Annotated in this window: 24 protein-coding genes, 1 riboswitch and 1 other annotated feature; of the genes, 19 read left to right on the forward strand and 5 right to left on the reverse strand. The window is 29.6% G+C overall.

Annotated features, from left to right (window positions below; all coding sequences use genetic code 11):
- The first annotated feature begins 1 nt into the window (after position 1).
- A riboswitch (cobalamin riboswitch) is annotated at positions 2-185 on the forward strand.
- 308 nt (positions 186-493) lie between these two features.
- The 10 genes from cobT to yidA all read left to right on the forward strand — a co-directional run bounded on the left by cobT (position 494) and on the right by yidA (position 9,480).
- Positions 494-1,540, forward strand: coding sequence for a nicotinate-nucleotide--dimethylbenzimidazole phosphoribosyltransferase (gene cobT / locus L1S49_RS09100; protein WP_238903757.1), 1,047 nt, complete (start codon positions 494-496; stop codon positions 1,538-1,540).
- A complete protein-coding gene (gene cobU / locus L1S49_RS09105) occupies positions 1,537-2,097 on the forward strand; it encodes a bifunctional adenosylcobinamide kinase/adenosylcobinamide-phosphate guanylyltransferase (RefSeq protein ID WP_238903759.1) in 561 nt (186 codons plus the stop codon). Before cobT ends, cobU begins: the two co-directional genes overlap by 4 nt.
- 1 nt (position 2,098) lies before the next feature.
- The gene (cobS, locus tag L1S49_RS09110; RefSeq protein WP_238903761.1) at positions 2,099-2,839 is read left to right on the forward strand and encodes an adenosylcobinamide-GDP ribazoletransferase; all 741 of its coding nucleotides are present in this window, start codon (positions 2,099-2,101) and stop codon (positions 2,837-2,839) included.
- A gap of 8 nt (positions 2,840-2,847) precedes the next feature.
- On the forward strand, positions 2,848-3,435 hold the full coding sequence (locus L1S49_RS09115) for a histidine phosphatase family protein (protein ID WP_238903763.1): 588 nt from the start codon (positions 2,848-2,850) through the stop codon (positions 3,433-3,435).
- 34 nt (positions 3,436-3,469) lie between these two features.
- On the forward strand, positions 3,470-4,927 hold the full coding sequence (locus L1S49_RS09120) for a cobyric acid synthase (RefSeq protein WP_238903886.1): 1,458 nt from the start codon (positions 3,470-3,472) through the stop codon (positions 4,925-4,927).
- Positions 4,918-5,859 (forward strand): adenosylcobinamide-phosphate synthase CbiB, encoded by a 942-nt coding sequence (gene cbiB, locus L1S49_RS09125; RefSeq protein WP_238903766.1) that lies wholly within the window; start codon positions 4,918-4,920, stop codon positions 5,857-5,859. The genes L1S49_RS09120 and cbiB overlap by 10 nt, the downstream gene beginning before the upstream one ends.
- A 53-nt stretch (positions 5,860-5,912) precedes the next feature.
- Positions 5,913-6,821, forward strand: coding sequence for an ABC transporter substrate-binding protein (locus L1S49_RS09130; protein WP_238903768.1), 909 nt, complete (start codon positions 5,913-5,915; stop codon positions 6,819-6,821).
- Between the two features lie 13 nt (positions 6,822-6,834).
- Positions 6,835-7,836: an iron ABC transporter permease gene (locus L1S49_RS09135; protein WP_238903770.1), complete on the forward strand. Its 1,002-nt coding sequence runs from the start codon at positions 6,835-6,837 to the stop codon at positions 7,834-7,836.
- A complete protein-coding gene (locus L1S49_RS09140) occupies positions 7,836-8,603 on the forward strand; it encodes an ABC transporter ATP-binding protein (RefSeq protein WP_238903772.1) in 768 nt (255 codons plus the stop codon). Before L1S49_RS09135 ends, L1S49_RS09140 begins: the two co-directional genes overlap by 1 nt.
- Before the next feature lie 67 nt (positions 8,604-8,670).
- The gene (gene yidA / locus L1S49_RS09145) at positions 8,671-9,480 is read left to right on the forward strand and encodes a sugar-phosphatase (protein ID WP_238903774.1); all 810 of its coding nucleotides are present in this window, start codon (positions 8,671-8,673) and stop codon (positions 9,478-9,480) included.
- Positions 9,481-9,519: 39 nt separating this feature from the next.
- On the opposite strand, the gene L1S49_RS09150 is transcribed toward yidA, so the two are convergent.
- Positions 9,520-10,506: an LCP family protein gene (locus tag L1S49_RS09150; protein WP_238903776.1), complete on the reverse strand. Its 987-nt coding sequence runs from the start codon at positions 10,504-10,506 to the stop codon at positions 9,520-9,522.
- 175 nt (positions 10,507-10,681) lie between these two features.
- On the opposite strand from L1S49_RS09150, the gene galU reads away from it, so the two are divergent.
- Positions 10,682-11,557, forward strand: a complete 876-nt coding sequence (galU, locus tag L1S49_RS09155; protein ID WP_238903778.1) for a UTP--glucose-1-phosphate uridylyltransferase GalU — start codon at positions 10,682-10,684, stop codon at positions 11,555-11,557.
- 105 nt (positions 11,558-11,662) lie between these two features.
- On the opposite strand, the gene trpS is transcribed toward galU, so the two are convergent.
- From trpS to L1S49_RS09170, 3 genes are all read right to left on the reverse strand, one after another.
- Positions 11,663-12,661, reverse strand: a complete 999-nt coding sequence (trpS, locus tag L1S49_RS09160) for a tryptophan--tRNA ligase (protein ID WP_238903780.1) — start codon at positions 12,659-12,661, stop codon at positions 11,663-11,665.
- Positions 12,662-12,737: 76 nt separating this feature from the next.
- Positions 12,738-12,968 (reverse strand) — a binding site (T-box leader).
- A gap of 52 nt (positions 12,969-13,020) precedes the next feature.
- Entirely contained in the window at positions 13,021-13,176 is a 156-nt protein-coding gene (locus L1S49_RS09165; RefSeq protein ID WP_021803142.1) for a lmo0937 family membrane protein, read from the reverse strand.
- Positions 13,177-13,244: 68 nt separating this feature from the next.
- Positions 13,245-14,315: a GerAB/ArcD/ProY family transporter gene (locus L1S49_RS09170; RefSeq protein ID WP_238903781.1), complete on the reverse strand. Its 1,071-nt coding sequence runs from the start codon at positions 14,313-14,315 to the stop codon at positions 13,245-13,247.
- A gap of 97 nt (positions 14,316-14,412) precedes the next feature.
- Between L1S49_RS09170 and L1S49_RS09175 the strand changes: the two genes are divergently transcribed.
- The 8 genes from L1S49_RS09175 (at position 14,413) to L1S49_RS09210 (ending at position 23,598) form a co-directional block, all read left to right on the forward strand.
- Positions 14,413-15,810: a spore germination protein gene (locus L1S49_RS09175; protein ID WP_021803140.1), complete on the forward strand. Its 1,398-nt coding sequence runs from the start codon at positions 14,413-14,415 to the stop codon at positions 15,808-15,810.
- A gap of 2 nt (positions 15,811-15,812) precedes the next feature.
- Complete coding sequence (locus L1S49_RS09180; protein ID WP_238903783.1) at positions 15,813-16,934, forward strand: Ger(x)C family spore germination protein; 1,122 nt, start codon at positions 15,813-15,815, stop codon at positions 16,932-16,934.
- Between the two features lie 122 nt (positions 16,935-17,056).
- Positions 17,057-18,199: an RNA-binding domain-containing protein gene (locus L1S49_RS09185; protein WP_238903785.1), complete on the forward strand. Its 1,143-nt coding sequence runs from the start codon at positions 17,057-17,059 to the stop codon at positions 18,197-18,199.
- 51 nt (positions 18,200-18,250) lie between these two features.
- Complete coding sequence (locus L1S49_RS09190; RefSeq protein WP_073020658.1) at positions 18,251-18,673, forward strand: hypothetical protein; 423 nt, start codon at positions 18,251-18,253, stop codon at positions 18,671-18,673.
- 125 nt (positions 18,674-18,798) lie between these two features.
- Positions 18,799-20,019: a tyrosine--tRNA ligase gene (gene tyrS, locus L1S49_RS09195; protein ID WP_238903787.1), complete on the forward strand. Its 1,221-nt coding sequence runs from the start codon at positions 18,799-18,801 to the stop codon at positions 20,017-20,019.
- A 98-nt stretch (positions 20,020-20,117) separates the two neighbouring features.
- Positions 20,118-22,634: a hypothetical protein gene (locus L1S49_RS09200; RefSeq protein WP_238903789.1), complete on the forward strand. Its 2,517-nt coding sequence runs from the start codon at positions 20,118-20,120 to the stop codon at positions 22,632-22,634.
- 5 nt (positions 22,635-22,639) lie between these two features.
- Positions 22,640-22,903, forward strand: a complete 264-nt coding sequence (locus tag L1S49_RS09205) for an EscU/YscU/HrcU family type III secretion system export apparatus switch protein (protein ID WP_073020664.1) — start codon at positions 22,640-22,642, stop codon at positions 22,901-22,903.
- A gap of 5 nt (positions 22,904-22,908) precedes the next feature.
- Entirely contained in the window at positions 22,909-23,598 is a 690-nt protein-coding gene (locus L1S49_RS09210) for a metallophosphoesterase (protein ID WP_238903791.1), read from the forward strand.
- Between the two features lie 38 nt (positions 23,599-23,636).
- On the opposite strand, the gene L1S49_RS09215 is transcribed toward L1S49_RS09210, so the two are convergent.
- Entirely contained in the window at positions 23,637-24,611 is a 975-nt protein-coding gene (locus tag L1S49_RS09215; protein ID WP_238903793.1) for a methyl-accepting chemotaxis protein, read from the reverse strand.
- Positions 24,612-24,619: the final 8 nt, after the last annotated feature.

A 24,619-nucleotide genomic window follows, 5' to 3' on the forward strand; every position in this document is an offset into this window, starting at 1 on the left:
AATTTAATAGTTATTCTATGGTGCCTTTTCAAAAGGTTAAAAGGGAAATGGGTTAAAAGCCCATGCAGCCCCCGTTACTGTATTGAGGATGAAACCTATATGAACCACTGAAGTGAGAGCTTCGGGAAGGATAGGGAGTAGGAAGAATCAAAGCCAGAAGACCTGCCATAGAAAGTAAGGTTTATTTTTCGGGAGGGAAAAGATGCCACGGGATATTGATTTTTAGTAGTTAAGTATTTAACTATTTATTTTCATACATTAAACCAGTGGGATTCTCACTGGTATTTTTTATTCTTTAGTAAGATTACACATTATTGCCGTAGAAGCATTTTTCGTTTAATCAGATTCATTTACTGAGAACTATGCTATTCTAAAGAATAAAAAGGAATTGAGCGCCTGCCAGTTTTTCCTCACATGCGTTTGGAAAGGCAGATGCGCAAAAAAAATCGACGGCTCATAATCGCCTTGGCGATTTTTTATAGGGGGAATAATCATGGGATTAAATTTAGAGGCAATGAAAGAGGCAAAATTAAGATTAGATAGGCTTATAAAACCTGTAGGAAGTCTTGGAACTTTAGAGGAAATAGCTATAAAGTTTGCGGGTATAACAGGACGGGTTAATAATAAGATAGACAAAAAGGGAATTGTTATATTTTCAAGTGATAATGGGGTATGTGAAGAAGGTGTGGCATCTGCTCCTCAGACTGTAACAGCTATGCAGACTATAAATTTCTTAAGAGGAATAACGGGTATAGGTGTTTTAGCAAGGGTGAACAATTGTGATTTAAAGGTTATAGATATAGGAATAAAAGAGGACATAAACTATCCTGGGCTTATAATCAAAAAAATAAGAAAAGGGACTTCTAACATGACCAAGGGAGAAGCTATGACTAGAGAAGAGGCTGAAAGAGCTATAAATGTAGGAATAGATATGGTGAGAAAATGTAAGGAAGAAGGTTATGATATTATAGGCACTGGAGAGATGGGGATAGGGAACACAACATCTTCATCCTCTGTATTAATAGCTCTTACTGGATGTTCAATAGATGAAGCAGTAGGACGGGGAGCAGGTCTTCATGATGATGAATTTTCACATAAAAAGAAAGTTATAAATAGAATACTGGAGGTTAATAATCCTAAAGGTGAAGATCCACTAGAGATACTTCATAAGGTTGGAGGGTTTGATATAGCAGGAATGGTAGGCCTCTATTTAGGGGCTAAAAAATATAAGATGCCTATTGTAATAGATGGGTTTATATCAGCTGTAGCAGCTCTTTTAGCTTATAGAATTGATAATGAGGTTAGGGATTACATGTTTCCTTCACATATATCTAGTGAACTAGGATATAACCTAACTATGAAGGAGTTAGGATTAAATCCAATATTGAATCTTTCAATGAGATTAGGGGAAGGGTCAGGATGCCCATTTGCTATGCATATTATAGAAAATTCTCTTGCTATAATAAATGAAATGGGAACCTTTGAGGAAGGTAATGTGGATATAAAAAACTATGAACATTATTGGAGGGAAGAAGCATGATATTAGTTACTGGAGGAGCTAGAAGTGGTAAATCCTCATTTGGTGAATCCATATTAAAAGATGCGGATAGGGTTTTATATATAGCTACATCTATTCCAAAAGATGAAGAAATGGTTGAAAGAGTTAAAAATCATAGAGAAAGTAGAAATCAGAACTGGGATACCCTAGAAAGTTATAAAAATTTAGGGGAACAGCTTAAAGCTGGATATACAGGAATAATAGTTGACTGTATAACTATAATGGTTACTAATTTGCTTTTTCATGGAATGGAGTCTTTTGAAGAAGAGGATTTTAAGAATATGAACTTTAGAAAAAAGGAAGAGGAAATCATAAAAGAAATAAGCTTAATGGCAAAAAGCTTTAAAGAGTATGCACTTAAAAACTCTACTAAAATAGTTTTAATTACTAATGAAGTTGGAGCAGGGTTAGTTCCAGAGTATAAGCTTGGAAGGGAATTTAGAGATATTGCTGGAAGAGTGAATCAATATTTAGCTAAAGAAGCTAAAGAAGTTTATTTTGTTGTAAGTGGTATTCCTATGAAGATAAAAGGTGAGTAGTATGAAAAACTTTATTTTGATACTTCAATTCATGACTAGAATTCCTATAAATATAAACCTTAAGGTTGAGAGAGAAAACTTTCAAAAAGGGGTAGCTTATTTCCCTTTAGTAGGCTTAATAGTAGGAGGATTAGAAGCTTTAGTTTATTATATGTCAGCTAAGATATTTTCACTAAACATAGCTAGTTTTTTTACTCTAGTTACTCATATAGTTGTTACTGGAGCTATACATATAGATGGATTTGGAGATACAATAGATGGAATATTTTCAGGACGAAGTAAGGAAAAAATTCTTGAGATTATGAAAGATTCTAGAGTAGGAACTTTTGGTGCAGTAGGAATTATACTACTAATACTGGGGAGATTTATAGCTATTAAAGATATGCATTTTGATACCGCAATAGTGGCTATAATTTTAGCACCTATTGTTGGTAGAACCTTTGTAACTTTTCTTATGTATAAAAGAAGATACGCTAGAGAAAAGGAAGGTTTAGGAGATTTATTTATAGGAGTTTTAGAGAAAAAAAGCTTTTTAATTGCTCTTGTTATAGGATGTTTATTAACTTTAGTAATAGCTAGGGAACATGGGATTATTTTATTGATAGTAGGGTTTGTTTCAGCTATATTGTTTAGAAATTATGTAGAGAAAAAAATAGATGGAGTTACTGGGGATATTTTAGGTACATCTATTGAGTTAAATGAACTTTTAATTTTACTATTATTCACAAGTAGTTTATTTTAGGAGAGAATATGAAAATAGTTTTGGTTAGGCATGGGGAAACAGAGGGGAATTCTAAAGGACTTTATGAAGGAAAAAAGGAAGTAAGTATAAATGAAAATGGAAGAAACCAAAGTAAGAAGTTAGGAAATCTACTTAAGGAGTATAAGTTTTCTAAAGTTTATTGTTCTCCTCAAAAAAGATGTAAGGAAACCTTAGATATTATAATAGAAACCTTAGATTTTAAACCTGAATTTATTGAATATAAAGAGGAACTAAAAGAGATAGATTTTGGACTATGGGAGGGCTTAAGCTATAAGGAGATAGAGAAAGTATTTCCTAGGCAATGGGAAGAGTTTATTAAAGATTACAAAGAATTTTATTTTCCAGATGGGGAAAGGTTTATAGATTTTTATAAAAGAGCCACTAAAATTTTAGATTTTTTAGATGATGGCAGTTATTTAATTTTAACTCATGGTGGTGTAATAAGAGCTGTTTTAAGTAAGTTATTAGGATCTGGAATAGAGGGATTTTATTCTATAAAACCTAAACAAGGAGCTTATAGCGAAATAAATTATTATAAAGACTTTGTGGAGATAGAATATATAAATAAAGATTAAAAGGAAGCAGGGATTAAGTTTGAATAAGAGTATAATGCTACAAGGGACAGCTTCTACTGTTGGAAAAAGTATATTGTGTACTGCTTTATGTAGAATTTTTGCGGAAGATGGATATGATGTTTATCCTTTTAAAGCTCAAAATATGTCTCTAAATTCTGGTGTAACACCTGAAGGAGATGAAATAGGAAGAGCTCAGATAATGCAGGCTGAGGGAGCTTATAAAATCCCTAATGCTAAGATGAACCCCATTTTATTAAAGCCAACATCAGATAGAAAATCCCAAGTTGTTTTACTTGGAAAACCTTGGGATAATTTAGATGCAGTAGATTATTTTGAAAGGAAAAAAATTCTAAAAAAAGAGATAATAAAGGTATATGAGGAAATATCAAAGGAGCATGAGCTTGTTGTAATTGAAGGTGCTGGAAGTCCAGCTGAGATAAATCTATCTGATGAGTTTGTAAATATGGGAATGGCTAAAATAGCGGACAGTCCTGTATTACTAGTTGGAGATATAGATAAAGGCGGAGTATTTGCTTCAATTTATGGAACAGTAATGCTTTTGCCTGAGGATGAAAGAAAACTTATAAAAGGAATAATAATTAATAAGTTTAGAGGAAGTATAGAACTTTTAGAACCAGGATTAAAACAAATTGAAGAATTAACGGGTATCCCTGTAGTAGGAGTTATACCTCATTTCAAATTAGACTTAGAGGATGAAGATAGTGTAACAGATTTTAATAAGTTTAAGAAATCAGGGGACTTGAAAGTAGGAGTAATTAAGTTACCGTACATGTCTAATTTTACTGATTTTAATTCTCTTGCATTAAGCACTAATGTAGAATTATCTTTTGTAAGTTTACAAGAAGATTTAGAAAAATATCATCTTATAGTAATTCCAGGAAGTAAAAGTACTATAGCTGATTTAAAGGCGTTAAAAGATAGTGGTATGGACAAAAAAATAATTGAACAAAGAGAAAAAGGAAAGTTTATATTTGGCATATGTGGAGGGTATCAAATTCTTGGTAGCGAGATTTATGATCCTATGAGATATGAAACTTCATTAGAAAAAGAAGAGGGATTAGCTCTTCTAAATATAGAAACAGAATTTTATAAGGATAAAAATACAGTCATATCTAAAGGCGTTGAAAATATGTTTGACTCAGAAGTGGAAGGTTATGAGATACATATGGGAAAAAGCCAAACCACAGAACAAGCTTTTATTAAATTAAGCAATGGTGAAGTAGATGGAGCACTATCAAAAGATTTAAAAGTTATAGGTACTTATTTTCATGGTATATTTGATAACGAAGAATTTACCTTAAGATATTTAAATAAAGTAAGAAAATACTTTAATATAGCTGAGGAAAAAGAGAGTTTCAATTATAGAAAATATAAAAATGAACAGTATGCTAATTTAGCTTGCATTGTTAGAGAAAATCTTGATATGAAAAAGATACATAGTATTTTAGATGAGGGAACAAAATGCCAGTAGTATTAGCTTTTTTATTAGATTGTTTATTAGGAGATCCTTATAAATTTCCTCATCCTGTAAAATTTATTGGAAAGTATATTAGGCGATTTGAAAAATTAGTAAGAAAGAAAACTCCTGCTGAAAATAAACTGAGATATTTTTATGGACCACTCCTTAACCTCAGTACGATAGCTATATTTTTTATGTTGACTTTCATAGTTTTAAAGCTATTAAAAGAATTAAATTATGTGGCTTACTTAATAGTAAATGTGATTATACTTTGGACTACTATTGCACCAAGATGTTTAAGTGAAGAAGGATATAAGGTTTATTTGCCTTTAAGCAGAGGAGATATAGAAGGAGCAAGAGAGAGAGTAAGTTATTTGGTTTCAAGAGATACTAAAGAACTTAGTGAAAAACAAATCTGTAAGGCCGCTATTGAAACTGTACTAGAGAATATTTCAGATGGAGTAATTGCTCCTTTATTTTATGCGTTTATAGGAGGAGCACCTTTAGCTATGGCATATAAGGCTGTAAATACTCTAGACTCTATGGTAGGTTATAGAAATGAGAAATATGAGGATTTTGGTTTTTTCTCTGCAAAAGTAGATGATGTATTTAATTTTATTCCAGCTAGAATAACTGGAATATTAATAATAATGGCTTCATTTATTCTTAGATATGACTATAAATCTTCATTTAAGATTTTCTTTAGAGACAGAAAAAATCATAAAAGCCCTAATTCAGCTCATCCAGAGTCAGCAGGGGCAGGGGCATTGAATATAAGACTAGGAGGACCTACAAGTTATTTTGGCAAAATTGTAGAGAAACCTTATATAGGAGAAGACGTTGAAGAACTTAAAGGTGTGCATATAATAAAATCTATTAAGCTACTTTACGTATCAACTGTTATTTTCATTGGAATTTATGTTTTAGTTCTTATAAATATTTAAAAGTTGGTAGTTGAGAAAAAGATTATAAACTAAAATGATTGGAGGAAGAACAAATGAAGATTAATAAAAAAATACTAGCAGTACTAATAAGTATTATGACTATAATTTTATTAATAGGATGTACTAAAACTCAAGAAATAAAAAAATATGAGGCTATTAAAATAGTGGATTCTTATAATAGAGAAATTTCCTTAGAGAAGGCACCAGAAAGGCTGGTTTCATTATCACCTGGAGCTACAGAAACTATTTATGCATTAAATTCACAGAATTTTTTAGTTGGTAGATCAGATTATTGTGATTATCCAGAGGAAGCGACAAAAATAGAATCTGTTGGACCGATAACTGAACCTAATATAGAGAAAATAGCAGAACTTAATCCAGATTTAGTTATAGCGAGCGCGCATTTTAGTAAAGAGTTAGTTGATAAGATAGAAGCTTTAGGAATAAAGGTAGCAGTACTTTATGGAGAAGATTCTTTTGATGGTGCTTATAAAAACATTCAAGATATAGCATTAGTGCTTGGAAAACAAGAAGAAGGCACTAAAATTATAGATGAAATGAAAAAGAAGGTTGAAGAAGTTGAGAACAAAGTTAAGGATTTAAAGAAACCATCTGTTTATTATGTAGTAGGTTTTGGAAAGACAGATTTTACAGCTGGAGGAAATACTTTTATAGGTCAAATAATTGATAGAGCTGGTGGAGAGAATATAGCTAAAGAGATAGATGGATGGAATTATTCTAAAGAGGTTTTAATGGAGAAAAATCCTGATATTGTAGTTTTATCAGATAAATATGATTCTAAGTCAGGTTTTACAACTGGAGAAGGGTATAAGGATTTAAAGGCAGTAAAAGAAGGCAAGGTATATGAGATAGATGACAATATGTTATCAAGACAAGGGCCAAGACAGGCAGAGGGCTTAGAAGCTTTAGCAAAGATAATTCATCCAGAAGCTTTTAAGTAGAAAGGTATTAGTTTTGAAAAAGAAAAGATTATTTATAGGTTTAGTAATTTTCACATTTATCATAGCACTGGGATCTTTGACTGTAGGTTCTGCGAGTATTTCTTCTCTTGAAGCTATTAAGATTATAATTAGTTATTTTACTAAGGTTTCTCAAGGAAATATGAGTGAAAAAATCATTATGAATATAAGAACTCCTAGAGTTCTTATGGCACTATTTACTGGAGCTGGGCTCGCTATTAGTGGTGTAACATTTCAAGGATTATTTAAAAATCCTATGGGAGATCCATTTGTTTTAGGGGTTTCATCTGGAGCAGCACTAGGAGCAACTATAGGTTTAATATTTAATTTAGAAAAAAATAATTATATATTAATAACTTTACTAGCTTTTGGAGGAGCTATAGTGACTTTAATGTTAGTTTACAATGTAGCTAGGGTAGGAAATAAGATACCCATAGAAATACTATTGTTATCTGGTATAGCCATAAGTTTTTTATGTAATTCATTAATATCATTAATTATGATTCTTAACAAAGAGGCTATGGATAAAATAATATATTGGACATTAGGAAGTTTAAATACTTCAAGCTATAAACAAGTCTTATTAATAGTACCAATAGTAGTGTTAGGAAGCCTTTTTATATATAGAAGACATAAGGATTTAAATATACTGTCAATGGGAGAAGAAGATGCCTACAGTTTAGGTGTAGAAGTTGAGAAAGTGAAAAAAGAATTAATTATAATATCTTCGCTTATTGTAGCGGCTTTAGTTTCTGTAACGGGGATAATAGGGTTTGTAGGACTTATAATTCCACATATAGCTAGAATGATTGTTGGAAGTAATCATAGGGAGCTAATACCATTTTCATTTATATTAGGAGCCTTATTTTTAGTTGTTTGTGATACAATTTCTAGAGTTATAGTAGCTCCTGGTGAACTTCCAGTAGGAGCAGTTACTGCTTTGCTTGGAGCACCATATTTTATCTATCTGCTCTGGAAAAAGAAAAGAGGATCATGATGAGTTTCTTAGAGATAAAGAATTTGAACTATGAAGTTAGGGAAAAAAAGATATTGAAAAACATAAATGTAGACTTTCAATCTGGCAAATTTTATTCTATTATTGGGCCAAATGGGAGCGGAAAAACTACATTTATTAAACATTTAGTTAAAGGAATCGGTTCTAAAAATAGTATATATTTAGATGGAAAAAGTTTAAGTGAATATAGGGCAAAGGATTTTGCGGGAAAAATAAGTTATGTTCCTCAGATAATTTCTTATGAAATTGACTTTAGTTGCTTTGATGTTGTTATGATGGGAAGAAATTATGCACAAAATAGTTTGTTTAAATTGAACAATAGAGATATTGAAAAAATTGAAGAAACTATGAAAGTTACCGATACATATTTTTTAAAGGATATAAGCATTAAAGATATAAGTGGGGGAGAAAGAGGTAGAGTGATTCTAGCAAGGGCCTTATGTCAAGATGCAGAATGCATAATATTAGATGAACCTCTAGCCCACTTGGATATAAATCATCAGATTAATATGATGAGAATGCTTAAAGAAATAAATAAGAGACTTAATAAAACTATAATAATGGTTAATCATGATATAAATTTAGCTATAAAGTATTCAGACAAAATTATAGTATTTAATAAAGGGGAAATTGAAAAAGAATGTAATCCAAATGAGATACTTGATAAGGAGCTTCTTAATAATGTTTATAAATTAAACCTTAAGGATGAAAACATTAACTTGGAACAATTTTTTATTAATTTTTATTAAAAGGTTGGTAAAGATACAGTTATAGTTTAAAATAACTTTAGATGAAAAATTAGGGGGAGTAAGTTATATGTATAAATTGGTAGCCATAGATATGGATGGTACTCTTTTAAGAGAAGATAAATCTGTATCTGATAGAACAAGAGAAGCTATAAAAGCTGCAAAAGCTAAAGGTGTAAAAATAGTTTTAGCATCAGGTAGACCTATAGAAGGAATAAACAGATACCTTGAAGAGTTAGATTTAATATCAAAGGGAGATTATGTTCTAAGTTATAATGGATCACTAGTATTAAATACTGAAACTAAAGAAGTAATAAGCAGTGATATATTATCAGGAAAAGATATACATGATTTATATAAAATTAGTAAAAAACTAGGAGTAAATATTCATGCTTTTTCTAGAACTCATGGTTTAATTACACCTAAGACTAGTACATATACTGAGGTGGAGGCTGAGATTAACGGTATTAGGATTAATGAGATGGATTTTAACTTAGTAGACAAAAATGATGAAATAGTTAAAATAATGTTTATTGATGAACCAGAAATATTATCAAAGGCAGCAGATAATCTTCCTAAGGATTTATATGATAAATATACAATAGTAAGAAGCACTCCATATTTCTTAGAATTTTTAAATATTAATAGTAATAAGGGAACTGGTATGGAGGCCTTAGCTAATTACTTGAATATTAAAAAAGAAGAGATTATTTGCATAGGAGATGCAGATAATGATAGGCATATGGTAGAATATGCAGGGCTAGGAGTAGCTATGGAAAACGCTATTGAGGATATTAAAAATATTTCTCAATATATAACTTCATCAAATAACGATGATGGAGTAGCAGAAGTTATAGAAAAATTTATACTGAATGTTTAAAAAAAAGACCTTTTGCACTATTGCAAAAGGTCTTTAAAATTAACTTTCAAATATAAATTGATGCATTTGTTCAACAGTTTTTGCCTTATCAAAGGTTTGATAATACACTCCATTAATCATTTGACCAGCACCATTATCATCTCTAGGGAATCTATCTTGAACAAGTCCACCAGATAAAGATACTGATGAAGTAGCTAATTTAAGAATATCACCACTATTTAAACTGGTTTTTACTAATGGTAATAATTCATTTAATATTGCTGGATACTGAGTTTTACTAGTTGATTTTATAGTGTTAAATAAAGCTTCAAAAATTATTCTGTGTCTATGAGTTCTTTCTTGATCTCCGCCATCATATCTTATTCTAGCATATGCTAAAGCTTGAATACCATTAACATGTTGGGGACCAGTGCTAGTTATATTAGCAGCATTTGTTTTCTTTTCTGCATTAAGACTGCCTATATAACTATTTATGTATTTTAAATCACCAGAAGTTATATCTAGATCTATACCACCTAATTGATCAACTACTTTTGGTAAACTATCAAAATTAACAGTGGCAAAATCTTTAATATTTAAATCAAAATTTGTATTAACAGTACTTATAGATAATTCAGGTCCACCAAAAGCATATGCATGATTTATTTTATCTTTACCATGACCTTTAATATCAACATATGAGTCTCTCATTATAGATGAAAGTTTTAACTTGTTATGAACATTATCTACAGAAAGAATCATTATAGAATCTGAACGACCTGTTTCACCATCTTCTGAATCTATACCTAATAAAAGTATGTTTGTAATATTTGTATCTTTATATTTCTCTTCAACTTCTTTAGAAATATCTAACTGTTCTTCATCAATTTCTACATTATCTACTTTACCTAATAAAGATGCCGTATAGCCTATTCCTATACCTGCAATTATTAAAACCACTAACAGAAGAGATAATATAATCCATTTCTTTTTATTTTTCTTCTTCTTTTTATTAGGGCCTTTACTTCTTCTTTTTCTATCCTCCACAATAATACACTCCTTCCCATGATTTGTATTTTAACACAATCGTATCTTAGTGTAAATTACAAAATTATTTCAATAAATAGATACATTGTAAAATATAGACTTTCAATAAAATTATATGGTAATATTTTATTGAGATATTTTATTGAGATATTTAATTTATGAGAGGAGAATTAGTATGAAAGTTAAAAAGGCTATAATTCCAGCTGCAGGACTTGGAACAAGATTTTTACCTGCAACAAAGGCTTTACCTAAAGAGATGTTACCGATAGTTGATAAACCAACCATGCAGTATATAATAGAAGAGGCAATAGCATCAGGAATAGAAGAAATATTAATAATAACAGGTAGAAACAAAAAATCTATCGAGGACCATTTTGATAAATCTATAGAACTTGAAATGGAGCTAGAAAAGTCAGGAAAACAAGATTTACTGGATCTAGTAAGAGATATATCGGGAATGGTAGATATTCATTATATAAGACAAAAAGAACCAAAAGGATTAGGGCACGCAATTCTTTGCGCTAAAACTTTTGTTGGAAATGAACCATTCGCAGTACTTCTAGGAGATGATGTAGTACATAGCGGCAATCCATGTTTAGGTCAGTTAATAGAGTGCTTTAATGAATACAAAACAACAATACTTGGGGTGCAAACGGTTCCTGAAGAGGATGTAAATAAGTATGGGATAGTAGATGGTATCCATATTGAAGATAGGGTTTATAAAGTAAAAGATTTAGTAGAAAAACCTTCTAGAGATGAAGCTCCTAGCAATGTGGCTATTCTTGGAAGATATATAATAACACCACAGATATTTAATATACTAGAGAAAACTAAACCTGGAAAAGGTGGAGAAATTCAGCTTACGGATGCATTAAAAGAACTTGTATCTCAAGAGGCTATGTATGCATATGATTTTGAAGGAAGACGATATGATGTTGGAGATAAACTTGGATTTTTACAAGCTACGGTAGAGTATGCCCTTAGAAAAGATGATTTGAGGGATGCATTTTCAGAGTATTTAAAAACTAAACCATGGGAAACTGTAAAATAGTTAAGAGTTAATAGAGAGTAGTTAAAAGTTGTGGTTGAAATTCAGCAAAGCTGAATTTCTTCCTTAACTATGCACTATTAATTATTAACTTCCAACTATATATTTTTATCTAGGAATAAGGCCTATTTTCTTTTGAACTTTTCTTAGGACTTTATTAGCGGTATAATTTGCTTTTTCTGCTCCTGTTTTATATATGCTTTCCAAATAATTTTTGTCTGCTAAAAGATTTTTGATTTTTTCTTGTAGTGGAGATAATTCATCAATTATAGTTTCTGCAACATCACTTTTTAATTGAGCATATCCTTTATCAGAATAATCAGCAGCTATTTCTTCTGGAGCAATTCCTTTAATTGAACTTAAAATATTTATAAGATTCTTTATTCCAGGTTGTTCATCAGAATAATTTATTTTACCAACTGTATCTGTAACCGCCCTACTAACTTTCTTTCTTATTACATCAGGAGGATCCATTATTAATATATATGAGTTAGGATTCTCATCAGATTTAGACATTTTCTTTTCAGGTTCTTGTAAACTCATAATTTTAGCACCTGCTTTAGGTATATAAGGCTCAGGTATTTTAAAGGTTTCACTGTAGGTATTATTAAATCTATTTGCTATGTCCCTAGTTAGTTCTAAATGCTGTTTTTGATCTTTTCCAACTGGTACCAAATCAGTGTTATAAAGTAATATATCAGAAGCCATTAATACAGGATAATTAAATAGTGCAGAACCTATTGAATCGCCAAATTTTTGTGATTTATCTTTATATTGAGTCATTCTGCCAAGCTCCCCCATATAGGTATTGCAGCCAAGTAACCAAGAACATTCACTGTGAGCTGGAACATGGGATTGAATAAACAGAGTATTTTTTTCTGGATCAATTCCTGCACCTATATATATAGCTAATACTTCTAAAGTTCTTTTTCTTAAATCAGCAGGTGTTTGGCGAACTGTAATAGCGTGTAAATCAACTACGCAAAAATAACAGTCATATTCATCCTGTAACTTGACCCAATTTTTTAAAGCTCCTAAATAGTTTCCTATAGTTAAATTTCCAGAGGGTTGAATTCCACTAAAAATAACTTTTTTTCTTTCATCCATAAGTTGGTTCTCCTTCCATGTGTGTTTAATAAAAAATATACAATTTTAAAATATAAAAAAAGCCCTATGGAAAAGTCCATAGGGCGTTATTTACGCGGTGCCACCTAAATTCAAGAGTAGTAATCTCTTCTTTGAAGATACATTCATATCCTGCCTATATAACGTTAGACAAACGTTTTAACCTACTAAAAGTTTCAGTTAAAAACCTCAAAGATCCATTCAACTTAAGTATACATACTGCATCCCACCATAAACAGCTCTCTTAAATGTAACTGTTAAGTTTACTACTTCTTTTCACAGGTTATAATATGATTTTATATTATAATTATATGTTATTAATAGGAATAATGTCAACCAACTCAATAGTTCTTTCTTCTTCCAACAAGAGCATCTATTATAAAGACTATAGCAGCAATAACTAGTAAAACATTTATTGCATAGCCACCTACTTTAAATAGAAGACCTAATAGCCAAAAGAAAACAACTATACCTCCAAGCCATTTTAAGAATCCCATTATATCACCTCCATTTAAATAGGATATATTAATAGTATGTCTAATAAATCCTAAATTAATGTACAGGATTATTTAAGTTTTTTTCTAATACTATACAAAAATGAAGCTATAACTGGAATTATTAACATAAATAATATATTTATTAATGTATAAAACTCTAAGAATAAACTTAACGTAAAGATATTTTTACATAGGTAATAACTAATAATATAGTTAATTATAGATATTGTTATAAAAAATTTATTAGAATTTTTAATTTTGTCCTTATAGATAATGTAAATAGCAAATATACTAAGTAAATATTTTATTATAAAGCCCAATACATTTTGTAAAAGAACAAAAAATTCACCACTCTCAAAGAACTTTCCATACTCGACTCTTTGAGCTTGAGTAAACTCAGGGAAAAATATATTAGCCCCTCTAAAATGATTGAAAAAGCCTAAAATACTAAGAACTGAATAAGTTGAAATTACTGATACTACAATCATAGTAGGAATATAATACTTTTTTAATTCATCTTTTTCTTCAATTTTTTTTATATAAGGCAAGGTTACGCCAAAAGAAGAGAAATAACCTAATATGTATATTACCGAAAGTAATGAATTAAAATTCAATGGATTACCGAATACAGGAGTAACATAGTTAATTTTAATATAGGGTATAAATAAAAATGCTAATATTAACATACACAAAAACATAGTAGCAATAGATATTAATGAAAGCCTAAGGATGGATGAGAATCCCATACAAAGCATATAAGCAGACGCTGATATAAAAAATAGTAAGGCAAACCAAGTAGGCGTTTCAATGAATACAGTGTTATGTATTGAAGTTGATAATATAGACACACTTTCAATAGCATTAAACATTAATAAAACCGAAAAGCAAAACAAAAGTATTTTTCCTAAATATTTTCCGTAGGAAGATTCAAAGAAATCATTCATACTTGAAATATTGAATTTTATAAATACATTAATTATATAGTAACCTAAAACACCAATAATTAGGGATGAAAAAAGAACTAATAACCAACTATCTCTTCCCCCTAATGATAAAAATAGTATTGGATATGTCTTTATAGATATTAATGTAACGCACAAAATTAAAAATATATGGTGCTTACTTGTGTATTTTTTCAAAATATTCACCTCTTAATTAATAACTTTTAAAAATAGTATTTGCAAATTTGGGAATATTAAACCTAGAAAGGAAAAATAATAAGGAATGGTGATGTTTATGAATAATTACTTAGATCAGTTAAAGAAGATGTTTGAAAATGCCTTTGATGTTAAGTATAGGGAAATAGATACCCCGTTAGGAAAGGCTACATTAGTATTTATTGATGTTTTATGTTCTAGTGCATTCATAAGTGAGTATATAGTTACTCCGCTAACTTATAAAAATTATCAAGTTAAAAATACTGATGATATTTTAAAACAAGTTATTAGAATGAATTTAGCTGGAACAGTAAAAGATATTGAAGATGCACAAATGCATATATTAATGGGAGATGTGGTTATTGTTTTTGATAATAATCAGTCTATGATTTATTGTGAAACGAAGGGGTATGTTAGAAGAGGAATAGGAGTACCTCTTACAGAAGCAGTTGTTAAAGGGCCTAGGGAAGGCTTTAGTGAGGCTTTTGTAGATAATGTTGCATTAATAAGAAGAAGAGTTAAAAATGCAAATTTAAAACTTGAACCTCTTATATTAGGAAAAGAATCTAATACATCAGTATGTATAGCATATTTGAAGGGGGTCGCTCCAGATAATTTGGTACAGAAAGTTAAAGATAAAATAAAAGAATCCAACTATAACTTCTTGCTAGATACAAATTATATAGAAAACACATTAACTGAAAACAGAAGTTTGTTTGATACCATAGGATACACAGAAAAGCCAGATGAGATTTCCGCAAAGATAATGGAAGGTAGAGTAGCAATAATAGTAGATGGGACTCCTTTTGTAGTAACTGTGCCGTATTTTTTTGTAGAAAATTTTCAAACGCCAGATGATTATTATTTAAATAGATACTTTGCTAATTTTACACGAATATTAAGGTGGTCAGCATTTTTTATAGCTATGTTTTTACCTGCCTTATATGTAGCGTTTATAACTTATCACTTTGGAATGATACCGACTATGTTTATATTTAGAATGGCTGTTGCAAGAGCCGGAGTACCATTTCCAACTTTTATTGAAGTTATTTTAATGATGTTATTCTTTCAACTTATAAAGGAGGCAGGACTTAGATTGCCTCAACCAATAGGAAGTGCTATGAGTATTGTATCAGCCCTGATATTAGGAGAAGCTGCCGTAGGCGCTGGGTTAGCTTCTAGAGTAACAATTTTAGTTGTTGCTATAAGTACTTTATCATATTTCTTAATCCCAAAAACCTATGGAGCAATATCTTTATGGTCAATTATATTAGTAATAGTAGCCTCTTTATTTGGAATACCTGGATTTATTATAGGATCTATGATATTAACTAGCCACTTAGCTTCACTACAGAGCTGCGGATATTCTTTCTTGTTTCCATTAGGAAGCATAAGAAGGTATGGATTTAGAGATGTTATATTAAGAGGTAATTTAGAAGATATATCTAAAGATGTAATAAAGGATGAGGAGGAGTAGGCATGAAACTAATAAAATATGCGGCTGGATTAATAATAATTATTACTACAGCCTTCTCATTTACAGGCTGCTATAATTATCAAGATATTAATAAAGTTACATTTGTAACTGCTTCAATAATGGATATAGATGAAGATGATAATGTTTTAATATACTTAGAATGTATAAATCCATATAGAAGTACTAATGAAAGTTCAGATAAAGGGCAAAAGATGATATATGTAGGAAGAGGTAAGACTTATCTTGAAGCAATTAGGGATGTCAACAGAACCTCAGCCTATAAGATAAATTTTTCTCAAAATAGAGCACTTATATTTACAGAAAATGCAGTCACGAAAGGGATAAAAAAACATATAGACTTAATTAATAGAGACCAGGAGTTTTTAGTAAAACCTTATATGTTTATATATTACGGAACAGTGGATTCATTATTGAGTTATGGGCAAAATAAGGATGAATATTTAGGCCTATTTTTAGATGAGTTAACTTTAAAAACCAAAGCTACGCCTAGGGTTATAGCTGAAAATACAAATGATTATCTAACTGAAAGATTGGCTGGTAATGGAATAGCGTTGATGGGAGGTTTAAAGTTTAAAGAGGAGTTAGGAAAAAGTAATCTAGAGTTATTTGGTGGGGGAATATTAAAAAATGATACTTTAGTTAAAAATTTAGAGGTTGAAGATACTTTAAGTTATAATTTTCTAAATGATAAAGTAAGAACAGGAACTTTGGAAATAAAAAATCCTCAAGCACCTAATGAGTTTATAACTTTAGAAATCCTCAAAAGTAAAACCAAAACAGACTTAGAATATGATGGGGAAAGGATTAATTTATACAAAACTGTCTATTTAACAGTTACTATTGCAGAATCTCAGCATAGATTAGTTATAGATGATACTGTAATAGAGATTTTGAAAAGAAACGAGATTAATAATATGAAACAATTTCTTAATGATGTTTTCAATAAATACAAGAATGAAGGTGTAGATATATTTGAAATAGATAGATTGCTAGAGCGAAAATATCCTAATTTGGTTTTGGAAGATACTATAGGAATAACAGATTTAATATTAAACATAAAAGTGGATATTGAAGGGGCTACTAAAATAAAAAATACATATTAAAGATAGATATAAGTCATTTTTAAAATATAACAAATTTATATTTTGGAAATGACTATATTTTTTATACTTATTTGATTATTATATAATATAATGTATATAAGGAGCTAGTAAGGGGCATAGTTATGGATAGAAAGAAACTACTTACTTTAATAAAAAGAGATGAAGGAATAAAATTAGATTATAAACAGAAAATAGATATAAATTCTGAGTATGGTAAGAAAGAACTAGCAAAGGATATATGTGCTATAGCTAATTCAAGAGGGGGAAGAGGTTATCTTATAGTTGGTATTGAAGATAAAAGTAAACAGATAACAGGATATGAAAAGCAATACTCTTTTACTGAAGAGCAAATACAACAAATCATATCAACAAGATGTGAACCACCTATACCGATTAAAGTTGATGATATTTATATAGATGGAAAAGAAGTATCTGTAATAACTATTTATGATGGGCATCAAAAGCCTTATCAAATAAGAGAAAATGGTGCTTTTTATATAAGAAGAGGATCAACTACTGATGTAATGAGAAAACAAGAGTTACTTTCAGCATTTCAAGAAAATTTAAATCTTATTTTAGAATCTTATCCAGTTATAAGAAGTAGTCAGGAAATTTTAGATAATGATACTATAGAAAAGTATTTTAAGAGCAAGGGGATAATTTTAAATAGTGATAACAGAGAATTTTTATTGGAAAGTGCATCTATAATATATAAAGATAGAGATTTAGGAAAATATTGCTGTACTTTTGGTGGTTTATTGGTATTTTCTAATTTTAACAACTTGTATATTCCCCATAATATGGTTAGAATAAAATTAAACAATAAAAATAATATAGTAATAGTTCAGGGCAAATTATTAGATATAATAGACAAATGCGAAAAAGTATTATCTGAAGAATTACCTAATAATTATCCTAAAGAAGCTGTAATTGAAGCATTGAAAAATGCGGTATTGTATAGAGATTATACGCATACAAATAGAGATATAGAGATAATTATTAGCAGAAAGTCAATAAGTGTAATTAGTCCAGGAAATTTGATTTATTCCAAAGAATCTAGTCAAATACCAAATGATTTAAGTAGAAATTCATGGCTTTATGAGAAATTAATTACTTTAGATGATAAAAAGAGATTTTTGCAGACCAGAAGGGGCTTTTATTTAATGAGAAATTCTTTTATTGGAAAAGGGAAAGTAAAAATTATTAATTCAAAGGCTGAAGGAACCTTTAAGGTCATTTTTCCAGGAACATCTGTGTTTGAATAATAAAAAAATAGAAATTTCTATTTTTTATTAAATATATAAGGGGTGGTACCAATGATTCATGTATTTTGTGGACAACGAGGATCAGGAAAAACCAAAAAGCTTATAGATTTGGCTAACGACAATGTTCAATTTGCAAGAGGAGAATCAGTTTATATCGATGATGACAATAGAGCTATGCTAGTTTTAAATCGAAATATACGATTTATTTCAACAGATGATTTTAAGTTAAAAGATTATGAAAGTTTTTATGGCTTCTTATGTGGGCTTATATCTGAAAATTATGATATAGAATATATCTATATTGATGAGTTATCTAATATTGTAAGAGGAAAGGACCTATGTAGCGCTAATTCTTTATTTGAGAAAATTAATGAATTAAGTAGGAGGTATGAAGTTAAGTTTTTTATAAATCTTAATCATGATTGCGAAGATTTACCTGAGTTTATAAAACAGTATAACTATAATTACAACTAAAATTGAAAACAATTACCTTGATATATAAAGCCCCAATGGGGCTTTTAATTTTAAGTATATGTTGATTAATAAATGAATTATTTATATACTAATATTATCTTTGTATGAGTTCTAGGAGGAATAGTATGGAAACAGTTTTGGATGAATTAATGGAACGTGGGTATATAAAACAATTTACTCATGAAGCTGAAACAAGAGAATTATTAGAAAAAGAAAAGATTACATTTTACATAGGATTTGATCCAACAGCAGATTCACTACATGTAGGGCACTTTATCGCAATGATGTTTATGGCACATATGCAAAAAGCAGGACATAGACCTATAGCTCTTCTAGGAGGAGGAACTGCAATGGTTGGAGATCCTAGTGGAAAAACAGATATGAGACAAATGCTTACAAAAGAACAAATAGAGTCTAATGTTTCATCAATAAAGAAGCAAATGGAAAAGTTCATTGATTTTGAAGATGGCAAGGCTCTAATTGTAAATAATGCAGATTGGTTATTAAATTTAAACTATGTAGATTTTTTAAGAGAAGTAGGAATGCATTTTTCTGTTAATAGAATGCTTACAGCAGAATGCTTTAAACAAAGACTTGAAAAAGGATTATCCTTTTTAGAATTTAACTATATGTTAATGCAAGGATATGATTTTTATGTATTAAATAAGGAATATGGATGTAAAATGCAGCTTGGTGGAGATGACCAATGGTCCAACATGATAGCTGGTGTTGAATTAATAAGAAGAAAAGCAAGTAAAGATTCTTTTGCAATGACTTGCACACTACTTACTAATAGTGAAGGTCAAAAAATGGGTAAAACAGTAAATGGAGCATTGTGGTTAGATCCAGAAAAAACTTCTCCTTATGAGTTTTATCAATATTGGAGAAACGTTGGAGACTCAGATGTTCAGAAATGTTTATCCTTATTGACATTTGTGCCTATGGATGAAGTAAGAAGGTTAAGTAGCTTAGAGGGTGCAGAAATTAATGAAGCTAAAAAAGTTTTAGCTTTTGAGATTACTAAATTAGTTCATGGGGAAGAAGAAGCTAATAAAGCTAAAGAAGCATCAGAAGCCTTATTTGGTTCAGGCGTTAATATGGATAATGTACCTACAACTACTATTTCAGAAGATAGTATAGGGAAAAGCATATTGGATGTATTAGCAGAATCTAAAATTGTTCCATCAAAGGCAGAAGCTAGGAGATTAATACAGCAAGGTGGACTTTCAGTTAATGGAGAGAAAGTAGTTGATATAAAGAGAGAGCTTACTATTAACGATTTTCAAGATGGTTCAGCACTTATTAAAAGAGGAAAGAAAAACTATAATAGAATAGTTGTAGAATAAAAATTGAAAGCAATAAGATTTTTTAACTTATTGCTTTTAGTTTTGTATAATAAGATACGATAATAATATATAGTATTTTGTATGGGAGTGGAGCTAAGATGCCTGGTATTTGGAATATAAATTCAGTATATAATGTAGGTTCAAAAAAATTATCATCTAAGTTAACATTTGAAGTAGGTGAAAAATTTGCAGGCAGAGTAATGCGAATTAGCCAAAATAAAGGAGAGTTTACAATAAAGCTTCTTGATGGCTGGCAATTCATGGCGCAAGTCGATGAAAATTTAACACCAGAACAATTAGAAGGACTACTAAAGTTTCAGGTACTAGGGTTTCAAGATGGGAAATTAAAATTAAAATTAGTTAGGCAAGAAGATAAAGCAACTAGTGAGGAGAACAATCCACTCAATGCATTAATTAAATCTCAAGGTTTAGCGAAAGAAGAAATTGAAACTTTAAAGCAGTTAGTAAAATTTAATATACCACTAACTAAAGAGAATATATCAAAGTATTCGTCTATATTTAATTTCAACGAAAAAATAAAAGTTGATGAAAAAGAAGTAGATAATTTTATAAATAATTATATTTCAAGTAAAAATATCCCTATTGACTCAGAGGAATCTAAAAATATTAGGGAAAAACTACAAAGTTTTTTTAAAGAATTTAAAACTATGAAAGCAGAGGATATTTTAACTTTTATAGAAAATGATATAGATTTAACCGAATCAAACATAAAGGCGTTTAATAGGATATTTAAAGGTGAGGAGTCTATAGAAAAAATTATTTTGAAAGCTCCTGTAGAAGGAAGTAGTATAGAAAAAAATATTGATAGCGATGAGATTGTAAAATTAAATGTAAAAAATACAGAAGATTCTATTAATAAGGAATTAAAGAATATATCACCCAAAGAAGCCTACGTAAATTCAAATAAAGAGAAAAAAATAAGTGTTTTAGATATGTTAAGAAAATTATCAGGAGATTTTGAGGAAATTAATAATAATAAATCAGTTGACTTAAACATAGATAATAAGGTTAGTGGTAAGGATATAATAGTAAGCAAAGATAGTGTTATAAAATATCTTAAAGATAACAATATAAACACAGAACTAATAACGGATAAGGATATAGAAACATTTGTAGAATTAATAAGAAATCAAACTTCAGAAGAGTTTAATAAACAGGATTTAAAATCAAAGAACATACCATTTAATACAACAAAAGATATAAAAGCGTTGATAGATTTATTAGGAAAGCAAGTGAGTATATCAGAAAATTATGGGGAAGATGATGGGAATAAATCATCAATTTTAAAAAACAATGACTTCTTACAGGAAAAAGAATTAGGTAGTGATATACAGAAGTTGAATCAACAGTTAATAAAAGAAGGTTTTACAAATAAAACTTTAAGAGACACAATTATAAATTATCTTAAGGAGAATAATGTAAGCAAAAAACCTATAACGGATAAGGATATAGAAGCATTTGTAGAATTAATAAAAAATCAAACTCCAGAAGAGTTTAATAAACAAGATTTAAAATCAACGAACATTCCATTTAATACAACAAAAGAGATAAAGGCGTTGATAGATTTTTTAGGAAAGCAAGTGAGTATATCAGAAAATTATGGGGAAGATGATGGGAGTAAATCATCAATTTTAAAAAACAATGACTTCTTACAGGAAAAAGAATTAGGTAGTGATATACAGAAGTTGAATCAACAGTTAATAAAAGAAGGTTTTACAGATAAAACTTTAAGAGACACAATTATAAATTATCTTAAGGAGAATAATGTAAGCAAAAAACCTATAACGGATAAGGATATAGAAGCATTTGTAGAATTAATAAAAAATCAAACTCCAGAAGAGTTTAATAAACAAGATTTAAAATCAACGAACATGCCATTTAATACAACAAGAGAGATAAAAGATTTTATAGATTTATTAAAAAAACAAGTACCTACTTCGTCAAATGATAAGGGAAATGAGATAAGTAGTTCATCAGGTTTAAAAAATGACGAACTGGTACAAGCAAAAGAGTTAGTTAGTAATGTAAATAAAGCTATTCCAGAGATGATAAAAGAAGGTATTAAAGAAAAAGCTTTAGACATTAAAGATATAATTAAAGAGGTTATACTATCTTCTAAATATGGAGATGATGAAGGTGAAGCCTTTAATAAGGTTATGGAGTTTATTAAAGGTAATGCAGCAGAAGTAAAGGTGTTTAATTCAGTAAGCAATAATTATTATTACATGAATATACCTTTAAAAGTGAAGCAAGATGAATACGAATGTAAGCTTATAGTTAAAGATGAAAGAGGAAAAGGGAAAAAATTAGATTCTAGCAATATAAAAATGATTGTATCTGTAAAAACATTAAATTTAGGAAATGTGGATGCATATATAAAGCTTCAAAACAAGAATTTAGATATTGATTTAAAATGTTCAAAGGAATATGTTAAAATTCTTGATAAAGAAAAAAATAAACTTATAGAATCATTAAATACCATAGGATATAATAGTAAAGTAATAGTATCTAGAGCCATAGAAGAGGTTAATATAAGTACATCAAGGGAATTTTTTAATTCTACTAATCTAGTTATATTAGATAGAAAGGTGTAAGGATAATGAAACAGAGAAAAAAAGCAGTTGCACTTAAGTATGAATTAAATAATGAAGCTCCTATAATAACAGCAGCTGGTATGGGACCAATAGCTGATAAAATAATTGAAAAAGCTGAGGAAAGTGATGTGCCTGTAGTTTATAATAAGGAATTAACCGATTTATTATCAAATGTTGATATCGGAAAAGAAATTCCTGAAGATTTATATGAGGCTGTAGCATATATTATTGCATTTGTAACAGATTTGGATAAAAAGAATGAAAGGTGAGTATTATGGCATTATACGCTATATCAGATCTTCATTTATCTTTTAGTACGGATAAACCTATGAGTATTTTTGGAGATAATTGGATAGGGCATGAAAATAAAATAAAAAAAAATTGGGAAGAGAAAGTCAATGAGAGTGATACTGTTTTAATTGGGGGAGATATATCTTGGTCAATGAGCGCAGATGAATCTAGAGAAGACTTAAAATGGATTAATGCTCTTCCAGGTAGGAAGATAATAATTAAAGGTAATCACGATTATTGGTGGAGTAGTATAACAAAGCTTAATTCGCTATATGATGGGATGAATTTTATACAAAATAACTATTTTAGTTATAATGAGTGGGCAATATGTGGAACTAGGGGATGGATATGCCCTGATAGTGATAAGTTTGCTGAGAAAGATAAGAAAATATATGACAGGGAACTTATAAGGCTTAGATTATCTTTAGATGCAGCCAAAAGAGATGGATATGAAAAATTTATATGTATGATACATTATCCTCCAACTAATGAAAAATTTAATTCATCAGGGTTTGTTGAAATTTTTAATGAATTTAAAGTTGAGAAAGTTATATATGGTCATTTACATGGTCCAGCTCTTGGTAAGGTAATACAAGGAACATATGATGGAGTTGAGTATATTATGACATCCTGTGATTTTATAAATTTTGACCCAGTTAAAATAATGGATTAGTATAACATAAAAGGAACCTATTAAAGGTTCCTTTTATGTTATTTATTTATAATATTTAAAATAGATTCTATGGAATCATGAAGATCATTACAAGCTTGAGAGTCTATTTTTACTGCGGCAGAAATCTCTTGAGTTAAGGCTGTGTTTTCAAGAGTTATAGTTTCTAAATCTCTAACCAAACTAATAGAATCATCTTTACTAGTTGCAACAGAAGTTAGGTTTTCAATAAATTCATCTATTTCAGTAACAGCTTCATTAATAGATGTTTTAATATTTTTAAAAGTTCCTTTAGTTGATTCAATAGCATCTTGTTGAGAGCTTAATGCAACATTTCCAGTACTCATAGCTGTAGAAGCACTTAAAATGTCCACTTTAATTTCTCCTAATAAATTAGTTATACTTTGAACAGCTTGCTTAGAATTTTCAGCTAGCTTTCTAACTTCTCCAGCAACTACAGAGAATCCTCTACCAGCTTCTCCAGCACGTGCAGCTTCAATTGCAGCATTAAGTGCAAGTAAGTTTGTTTGGCTAGCAATCTGGCTTATAGAATCAGTAATTGAATTAACATATTCAAGCTTGCTAACTAATTCATTGATAGTATCAGAACTTACAGTAAACGCCTGTTTAAGTTCGCTTAAAGAATTATCTAAAGTATTTATAGTCTCAACACCTTGATCAGCAGAAGAATCTGTATCAAGAACCTTAATATGTACATTAGTTACGTTATAGGCTAACTCTTCTAGTGAAGCACCAATGCTTCGTATAGAACTACTAACATTAGATAATTGATCACTTTGTTTTATAGATGAATCTGCTAAAGAAGATACAGAGTCTTCTATGTTACCGATAGAATTTTTTAAACTTTCAGAGTTTGCCTTCGTACTTTGTAACTCTGAAGATATTGAATCTAATATAGTAGAATCATTAGTAGGTTCAATAATAGCGTTTTTTGAGGAAATATCTTGCGAAATTTCCTTAGGTTCAACATTTTTCTTTTTTGAGAATAAACTCATAGTAAAAT

The sequence above is a fragment of the Clostridium sp. YIM B02506 genome, assembly GCF_022324845.1.
Classification (GTDB): domain Bacteria; phylum Bacillota; class Clostridia; order Clostridiales; family Clostridiaceae; genus Clostridium_T; species Clostridium_T intestinale.